Below are 8152 nucleotides of genomic sequence, written 5' to 3' on the forward strand. Positions count from 1 at the left end.
GCCTTCCAGACCTACCTCGATCAGCACGAGATCCCCCGGCCGAAGTCCTGGCGAACCCTGGGCACCTGACCTCGGCAACTCCAAGATCCCCGACAAAGTCAAGATCTACTACGTCACGAAGACCTCCGAGTCTGCTGGGCGCGCGAAAGATCGAGGTTAGATTTACACTCCCGCTTCGGGAAGCGCCAGCTGTCCAAAGCGAAGGTCATTCGTTCCTCATCTCGGTGAAGAGTTTCTTGGCCTTCGCCGTGTCCCACTTCACGGCGCTGCCCTTGGACGTGCTGAGAGCCGGGTCGGAGACGGGGACGTTGAGTTGCTTGCCGTTGCCGCCCGAGAGGCTGTTCATCGCGCGGAAGAGCGAGATGAGGGTCGGCAGATCCATGTTCTTGTCCACGACGAGGGTGTCCAGCGCCGCGCTCAGGGCAGGGTAGGTCCGGAATGGATCAAGTGCGGTGCCGGGTGAGGCGGCCTTGCGGGCAAGGGCGGACAGGAACTTTCGCTGGTTCCTGGAACGCCCGAGGTCGCCCTGCGCCTCCTGGTGCCTCTGGCGGACGAACGCCAGAGCCTCGGCGCCGTTCAGACTGTGACAGCCCTTCGTCAGGTTCTCTCCTGACTTCGTATCTTTGATACCCCGATTCAGGCACATTTCGACACCGCCAACTGCGTCCACGACGCCGACGAACCCCGCGAAGCCGATTTCCACGTAATGGTCGATTCGTATGCCAGTGTTCAGCTCGATCGTTCGGATAAGTAGCCGGGGCCCGCCCAAGGAGTAGGCCGCGTTCAGCTTGTTCTTCGACGCCCGGTACTGCTTGTCGGTCTCTGGATCGACGTACGGCGGGAGGGCCAACCAGGAGTCGCGCGGGAGACTCACGATCGTGGTGCCGTGAGCGCCGGTGTGCAGGAGCATCATCGAGTCGGTCCGGCCACCGCCGGCCGTGCCGGTGTGCAGGTCCTTCCTTGCCTGCTGGGACAGTCCGTCACGGCTGTCGGAGCCCACGATGAGGTATGTGGTCCCCTTCCCCGGCGGCGGACGGTCCACGATCTTGCTCAGGTCAACTGCCCTGTCGAGTCTAAAGTCGGCCCAGGCGTAGGTGCCCGCACCTGTGAGAAGCAATGCGCAGAACAGGGCGGCGAGCCGACGAACGATCCGCCGACGCCGACTGGGGCGTACCCAGGAGGGTCTGACACTCCGGCTGTGGACGCCGCCGCCGTGCCGGACGTCTCCGCCGGCGCCGCTGCCGCTGCCGCTGCCGCTGTTCGGACCGAGGGTACGGCGTTCGTACGGCTCGGTGGTTGTTTTCCATGGCAGCTGTCCTATGGTGACCGGTTGCCGAAGTTTCTCGGTGGCCGCCGTGCCGGAACGGTGCATGCGGTGCCACTTCAGCCGGGTGCCGAGCAGGAGGGCGACCACGGACTGGATGACGACCAGATACATCAGCTGCCGGTAGACGAACAGCTGCAGCGGCATCGACCACAGGGACCGCAACCGCTCGCCGTCGAGCCGCAACGCGTAACCGGCACAGATCAGTTGGATGGACAGGAAGCCGAGCCACACGCCGGCCGGTCGTACGGGGTCGAGAAAGAGCACCCCGTATAGTGCGAAGAGGTCGACGACCGGAGCGATCAGCGGCAGGGCCACCTGGAAGAGGGCCAGATAGGTCAGGCCGCGGCGGGCGAAGCGACCGGCTGGGCCCAGCTCAGCGACGGCTCTGCGGTGCTTCCACATCGCCTGCAGCGTGCCGTAGCACCAGCGGTAGCGCTGCCGCCACAACTGCCGCAGTGAGGTGGGCACTTCGGTCCAGGCGACGGCCGACTCCTCGTACACCACCCGCCAGCCGGCCCGCCACAGGGCCATCGTGAGGTCGGTGTCCTCGGCGAGAGTGTCCTCGCTGACCCCGCCGATGCCCATGAGCGCGTCACGGCGGAAGGCGCCGATCGCGCCCGGAACCGTCGGCATGCACTCCAGCACCTCGAACATCCGCCGATCGAGGTTGAATCCGAAGACGTACTCCAGGTGCTGCCATCTGCCCAGTAACCCGCGCCGGTTGCCGACCTTGGTGTTGCCGCTGACGCCGCCGACGGCCGGATGGGCGAGCGGCTGGATGAGCCGGTGGATGGCGTCGACCTCGAAGACCGTGTCGGCGTCGGCCATCACCACGATGTCGTACGACGCGTTGGCCAGACCAGTGTTGAGGGCGGCCGCCTTGCCCGAGTTGGGCTGCCGGATCACCCGCACCCGGGCATCGCCGATCCAGGCGGCGAGGTCCGCCGTCTGATCCGTCGAGCCGTCGTCGATCACGATGATCTCGAGGTACGGGTGCGTGGAGGCGAGCAGTGAGCGCACGGTGGCCTCGATGCCGGCCTCTTCGTTGTACGCGGGAATGAGCACCGTCACTGGCTCGCTGACCTCCCGCAGCCAGGGCGAGCCGGGGCGGAGGCGGGTCAGGCGCCGGACGTGGGCTCGGGCAAAGACGATCAGCATCACCAGCCGCAGCACGCCCAGCGCTCCCGCCGCGCCCAGCACCCAGCTCATGGCCTGGGTGAATGCGTGACCGCTGGCAGTCGCCAGGATCAGCGCTCTGCCCTGCCATCGTTCGCTGGTGGAGACCCGTCTGTCGGCAGAGGGCAGGCCGACCGCATCCGTCACGGTGGTGAACCGATCGGCGTGCCGAGAGGCGAGCAACTGCTTCGTCTCCTGGTACGCGAGTTCCGTCTGGCTGAACTGCCGGATCAGGCCCTGCGCCGGATCACGGTCCGGCCGGTTCGCGGCGACCAGGACGTACCCGTCGCCTACGGCGCTTCGGGCCGCTTTCCACTCAGCGCCGCATAGCGTGTCCACCCGGGACGTCATCGGCATCCGCAGCAGGTTTGTGCGGACGCCCGCCGCACCCGCGAGGGTCTTCTGGGTGAGTGTCAGTTCCATCGCGGAGCGGACGCGAGAGGAGGACCCGAGGTCGGCTCCCGTGTACGTGTTGGAGCCGACCTCGTTGCCACCTGCGAGTATTCGTCTGACCAGGTCAGGATGCCGTGCCGCCTGTGCGCCGAACACGAAGAATGTGGCGTGCGCATGGTGCGCGCGCAGCAGGTCCAGCAGGCGCGGGGTCCATTCGGGATCGGGCCCACCGTCGAAGGTGAGCCCGACGGTACGGGCGGGCGCCACCGCGGAGAGCACCTGATTCCCGTCGATACGACGCAAGACGGGACCGCTCTCGTCCACAGCTCCCGGAACGGGCCTGGTGCACGGACGACGTGTCTTGGCGGCGTCCACCTCGTGGGTGGTCCAGCCCTCGAAGAGCAACGCGGCGAAGATGACGGGCAGGATCAGGGCCAGCAGCCACCAGTGCCCGCGGGGCTCTCGGAAACGGGCGTGCCGACGTCGTGTCGATCGACTCACGTCACCACTCCCGGCATGACGTTAAACACAGGAAAATCGGTATCTGTTCGGCCTTAATCAGCGACGGCAGGGAATACCTCAAGTCCGGTGCAATCCAGCGAAAGGAGGGCACCGACACGGTCGGTCGACGCGGTACCCGGCACCTGTGCGAGTCTGCCGGGACGGTTTCGCCGAACGGCCTCCGTCCCGCGCACCTTTGCATCCGCGTCCGAAGCTCTGTCCAGGTCCGTACCCTGCGGTACGTCCAAGAGCGCACGCAGGCCGGCATGTATCGGCGGGCTCCCGCCCGAAGACCCGTCATGATTGCCTCCTCACCAGCCGGATCAGCTGCCGCATCGCCGTCCGGGAATCGTCGAACTCGGGCGATGAGTAACACGGCGACGACGCGTATCGTCCGGCGATCAGGATCAACCCGTTGGATGCCGCTCGGCGAGCTGCTGCGTGTAGAGGCTGGCGGGGGCAGTGAGGGGCTTGCCTGCCGACTGTATCTCGCCCAGGACGTGGCCGGGCGAAGTCGGTTTGGGGGTTCCGGTGATGCCGATGGCCCAGTTGTGGGCAGTGGGCGGGTTCTCTACCAGCCAGTGGCCGGCTGAAACGTTGTAGAGGACGCTGTTGGCGCCCGCCCAGCCTTGACCGGAGCCCATCCAACTGCGGTCCTGCAGTTGGATGAAGCCGCTGGAGTCCATGGTCATGTGGTCGTAGAGGACCCCGGTCGCCCATTTCATGTGTGGGCCGGCGTCCATGCCTCGCGGTCCGGTGTTGGTGGCGGTGCAGTTCGTGAAGACGTCGGGTCCGGCGACGCGCCCCATGGTGGACCAAGCGTGGAGGTTACTACCGGTCACCGTGCAGGCGCTGACCAGATCCTGTTGCCCGCTGATGGTGTATGCCACGGGGGTGGCATGGATGTCCTGAGGAACCCCTTCCTGCAGGGATTTGGTGTTCAGCACGCTTACACGCAGAGCCTCGTTGCCGAGTACGTAGGCCTGTCCGAAGCGGGTTGCCGTGACGTTGCGCACCCAGGAATTCTCGGTCCCGTCGACGGCGACCAGGGTAGTTTGGAAGTAGCCGGAGTCGTGCCAGCTCGGTTCGGATTCCATGGCCCGGCCATCACCGGCAAGGTCTTCCACCCCCGACTCGCTGACGCGTTGAGCGAAGGTGTACTTCCATATGGTCGCCTGGGTGTATGCCTTCTCCAAAGCGTTGGTGAGCGGAACGTCGAGGGAGACAGTGGTGCCGGACACACCGGTGACGGTGCGTTCGAACTGAAGCCCGGAGCCGGGGGTCCACTGCTTGCTGGGCGTGCCGCTGGGCCGGTTGGGGATCTTGTCCATGCCAATGGCCGTGATCCAGTTCTTCTCCTGGGGCCGCTGGACGACGATCCGGTCGCCGACCTTGAGGGAGGTGGCGGCGCCGGTGGCATGCAGGGTGGTGGCGCCAACGGGTACGTAGGTGTCGGTCACCGGCAGTGCGGTGCCGACCCGGACTGGTTTGCCGCTCGCGGCGCCGATCTGGATGAGCGCGTGTGGCTTCCCGGTGCCTTGGAGCAGTGTGCGGTTGCCACCACTGGCGCCGGAGCCACGCAGTACGAGTCCGGAGGCCGTGATCCGTACGGTGCCTGACAGCCGGTAAGTGCCGGGCTTGAGAAGAACCGCTCCAGGCCTGCCGGTCGCTGCCACGGCGTTCAGGGCCGCTTGGATTCGGCCGGTGTCGTCGCCGCTCGGCGTCGGGGCGAGGGACTTCTCGACCGGGACACTCGGGATGGCCTTGTCCCCGGCGTGATAGCCGACCTGGGAGAAGTCCGGAATCCGGTTGCCCTGCTTGTCCTTTCGGTACTGCAGAGCGCCATTGCTGTATGTCAGCCAGTCGGTGCTCACGGCGGCCCGCGTGGCGCCGCTCTTCTCCGATGCGGACGCTGTAAACACTCCGACTCCCAAACCTGCGACGCAGGCCAGAGCCGTGGAGTAGACGATGATGCGGCGCCGCCGCCCGGCTGAGTTCATGCGGTGACGACGGAGAATTGGGTTGGTGCTGATCACAGCTGCAGAACTTTCAGGTCAGTTGGCCGTACGTTTCGCGGCCTTGGCAGATTCGAGGTCCTGATCGTGTAAGCGGTCTTTTCTCGCAGGTTCGCTGTCTCCAGCTGATGAGGGTTGAGTGCGGGTAGCCGTCGGGAGGCCCGGTAGCAGACCGGCGGTGTCGGCGGCAAAACGGGAGAAACCTGACGGCCGTCGTCTGCGCTGTCCGCTCAGTCGTCGCCTGGACCTCGCCATTCGAGTCGATCGCTCGTGCCCGCTTCCCGAGCGGCCGCTGCGGTGCCGTCGAAGCGCCACCGCTCCCCACTGCGAGACCTGGTAAATGTCCTATGTGTTTGTGACAGGTTGCGCTGGTACCACCCCGACATCGGAGTTGGCTCCACCCCACAGCGGGTGGGCGGCAGCGGGCTCGGACCACGTACTACCGCCTCTAGCTGTGTCTTTTCCCTTCCTCAGCCCACGGAGCGCGTGAGCTTCGGGCATCACAGGGTGGGGCCAAAACGAGTGTCGATCATGGAGAAAGTGGGGCCGAATCAACCTGGCGCAAACAGTCCTATGTGACGCCGCCCGCCGCGTCCGAGGACCACGCCCGGCTGGTGGTCCAGAATCTGGGCCGAGGCGTCAACCTCCAGGGGACTGATGGCCGTTGCTGTGTCCCGGCGCAATCCGCTGAGCGACCACCTGGCCCCTAAGCGAGCAACCGCGCGGGCAGTGCCTAGAGCACGGAGCCGATCTCGCCGGACACGACCCAGGCCGAGGCGGCTCTGGCCGCATTCATCGCCTACGCCACTCTCGCCGCCGGCGACGCTCCTGCCGATTTCATGCAGCTTGGCCGGCAGATCGAGGCGGCGTCCGCCTGAGCCCAATCCGTCCAAGGGATCCGCTCTTTCCGCCGCCATGAGGCGGAAGACCGGTGGCCATGCATCGGCGCCGGGCGGCCAAGCCTTACGCGGAAAAGACCGCGCGACGCCCCGTGGCGCCGGACGCGACGGAACCCCGCCTTCTGCCCGCGACTTCTGCGCGCCGCCCGCTGTCCAAGCCTCCCAAAGCGCGGCCCTGATCGACTCCTTCGACTCCTCCGGTTCTGTCTCTTCGTCCGGTATTGCCGCCCGCTCGTCGATGTCTCTCTCCGTCATCTCTTCTTCTCCCGGGCCTTTTCCGATCAGACAGCGAACTCCTGTTGGAGCTGGCCGGGCCGGTCAGCTCCAACAGGAGTTAGCCGGGCCGGTCAGCCGCCGATTGCGTTGAAGATGCGGGAGTAGGCGAATCCGGTTGCCTTGTCGTAGTCGTGCAGCTCCCAGAAGGAGAGTTCCTGTACGCCGTTCGAGGCTGCGAAGCGTTCGAGCTTCTTGGCGTCGGACTGGGAGAACACCTCGCTGTCGTCGTTGCGTCCGGCGATCGGCGTCAGGCCCATCTTGGCGTATGCGGCGGCCTTCGAGATCCCGTACAGGCTGGCCAGTTGACCCGATGTGGCACGGGCCGCGGACTGGGCGTCGTTCAGGGCGTTTTCACCATCGCCGAAGTCCATCGTCATGAGGTTGACGACGCTGACGTTCACACCCCGGTTCTTTGCGTCCCGCAGTACGCCCAGTTCCTGGGAAGGCAGGCCGTCGGGGTCCACGGCGAGCGTGTAGTCGACCTGGACGGAGGGGTTCTCGGACTGCAGGGCCGCGAGCGCCTTGTTGCGCCGGGTGTTGGCGGCGGAGTCGCCCAGCACATCGCCTTCGATGTCGAAGTCGAGCCGGGTGATGCGGTAGGCCTTCACCACGTTCTCGTAGGCCGCGGTTAGCGAGGAGACCGAGGTGCAGGTCTGAGCCAATTCGCCGCCCGACTCGCCGCCGAAGGAGACGATGACGTCACCGCCTGCTTGCTTGAGTGCCTTCACCTGGGAGGCGAACGCTCCCACGGAGGAATCGTCTGCCTCCCACTTGGGCGTGCATCCGGACCGCGGGATCAGGAACGCGAGGGTGTAGTCCTTCACTCCGGTGGCCCTCATGTCGGCGGACATGTCTCCCTTGTCCGACCCCGTGATCTGCAGGTATGGAGCTGCGTAGTGATCCGGGAACGCGCTCGCGGCCTGAGCCGTACCGATGCCGCTCAGTGCGGTGGTGGTGACAGCAACCGGCAGCGCTGCCACCATGCCGAACTTGTAAAGCAGTTTCATGGATACCTTCCGAAGAGGGGCCGACGGGCCGTGGGGGGTGCGAGACATGTCAGATCGCCAGCACCATTGGCCGGGCTCTGGGTGTTCCGTACGAAGCACGTGGTTCCGGGCCCGAGATGATCGTGGATGAGGGACGGCGGACGGCAGCGAGTGCTTAGCGATGTCGCCCGACATGACTGCGCAGTCGGTCCGTTGGCCCACATCCTTTCCCAACTACGACCGAATGGAATGCAACCCTCCCGGCCGGATCCGCACTCAGATGTCGGGAGGTAGGGGCGGGTTCATGATTGCGCACTGTTCCTTAAGCGCACCTCAAGCACGTGCTAAGGCGAACTTTCGTGACGCGTTGAACCTTCCCGCCGAGTAGCCGAGGGGATTCTCACCCCTCGGCCCGTGACGATCTCTCGTCATACGGCTCTTGTCGTTCTGGTCACCAGACGCGGGGGGTGCTTCTATCTGTTCGGTCAAGGTCTGTGGGCTTGGTCAGGCTGTTTGTTCGTGCCCGGGTTCGTAGAGGGCACGGTGCTTGATGGCGGGTACTGCCGGGCGGGAAACCAG

General features: G+C 65.8%; 3 protein-coding genes and 1 pseudogene. All 4 read right to left on the bottom strand.

Going from position 1 to position 8152, the window contains the following annotated elements:
* Positions 1-205: 205 nt before the first annotated feature.
* Positions 206-1372: an LCP family protein gene (locus tag ABZZ74_RS51510; protein ID WP_356951050.1), complete on the bottom strand. Its 1167-nt coding sequence runs from the start codon at positions 1370-1372 to the stop codon at positions 206-208.
* Positions 1349-3397: pseudogene (locus tag ABZZ74_RS51515) on the bottom strand (bifunctional polysaccharide deacetylase/glycosyltransferase family 2 protein); the annotation flags it as partial. The gene ABZZ74_RS51510 and the pseudogene ABZZ74_RS51515, both read right to left, overlap by 24 nt.
* Before the next feature lie 407 nt (positions 3398-3804).
* On the bottom strand, positions 3805-5271 hold the full coding sequence (locus ABZZ74_RS51520) for a hypothetical protein (RefSeq protein ID WP_356951048.1): 1467 nt from the start codon (positions 5269-5271) through the stop codon (positions 3805-3807).
* Between the two features lie 1387 nt (positions 5272-6658).
* Positions 6659-7594 (bottom strand): chitinase, encoded by a 936-nt coding sequence (locus ABZZ74_RS51525; protein ID WP_356951049.1) that lies wholly within the window; start codon positions 7592-7594, stop codon positions 6659-6661.
* Between the last annotated feature and the right edge of the window lie 558 nt (positions 7595-8152).

The sequence above is a fragment of the Streptomyces sp. NPDC006476 genome (assembly GCF_040612015.1).
In the GTDB taxonomy this organism is placed as follows: Bacteria; Actinomycetota; Actinomycetes; order Streptomycetales; family Streptomycetaceae; genus Streptomyces; species Streptomyces griseorubiginosus_B.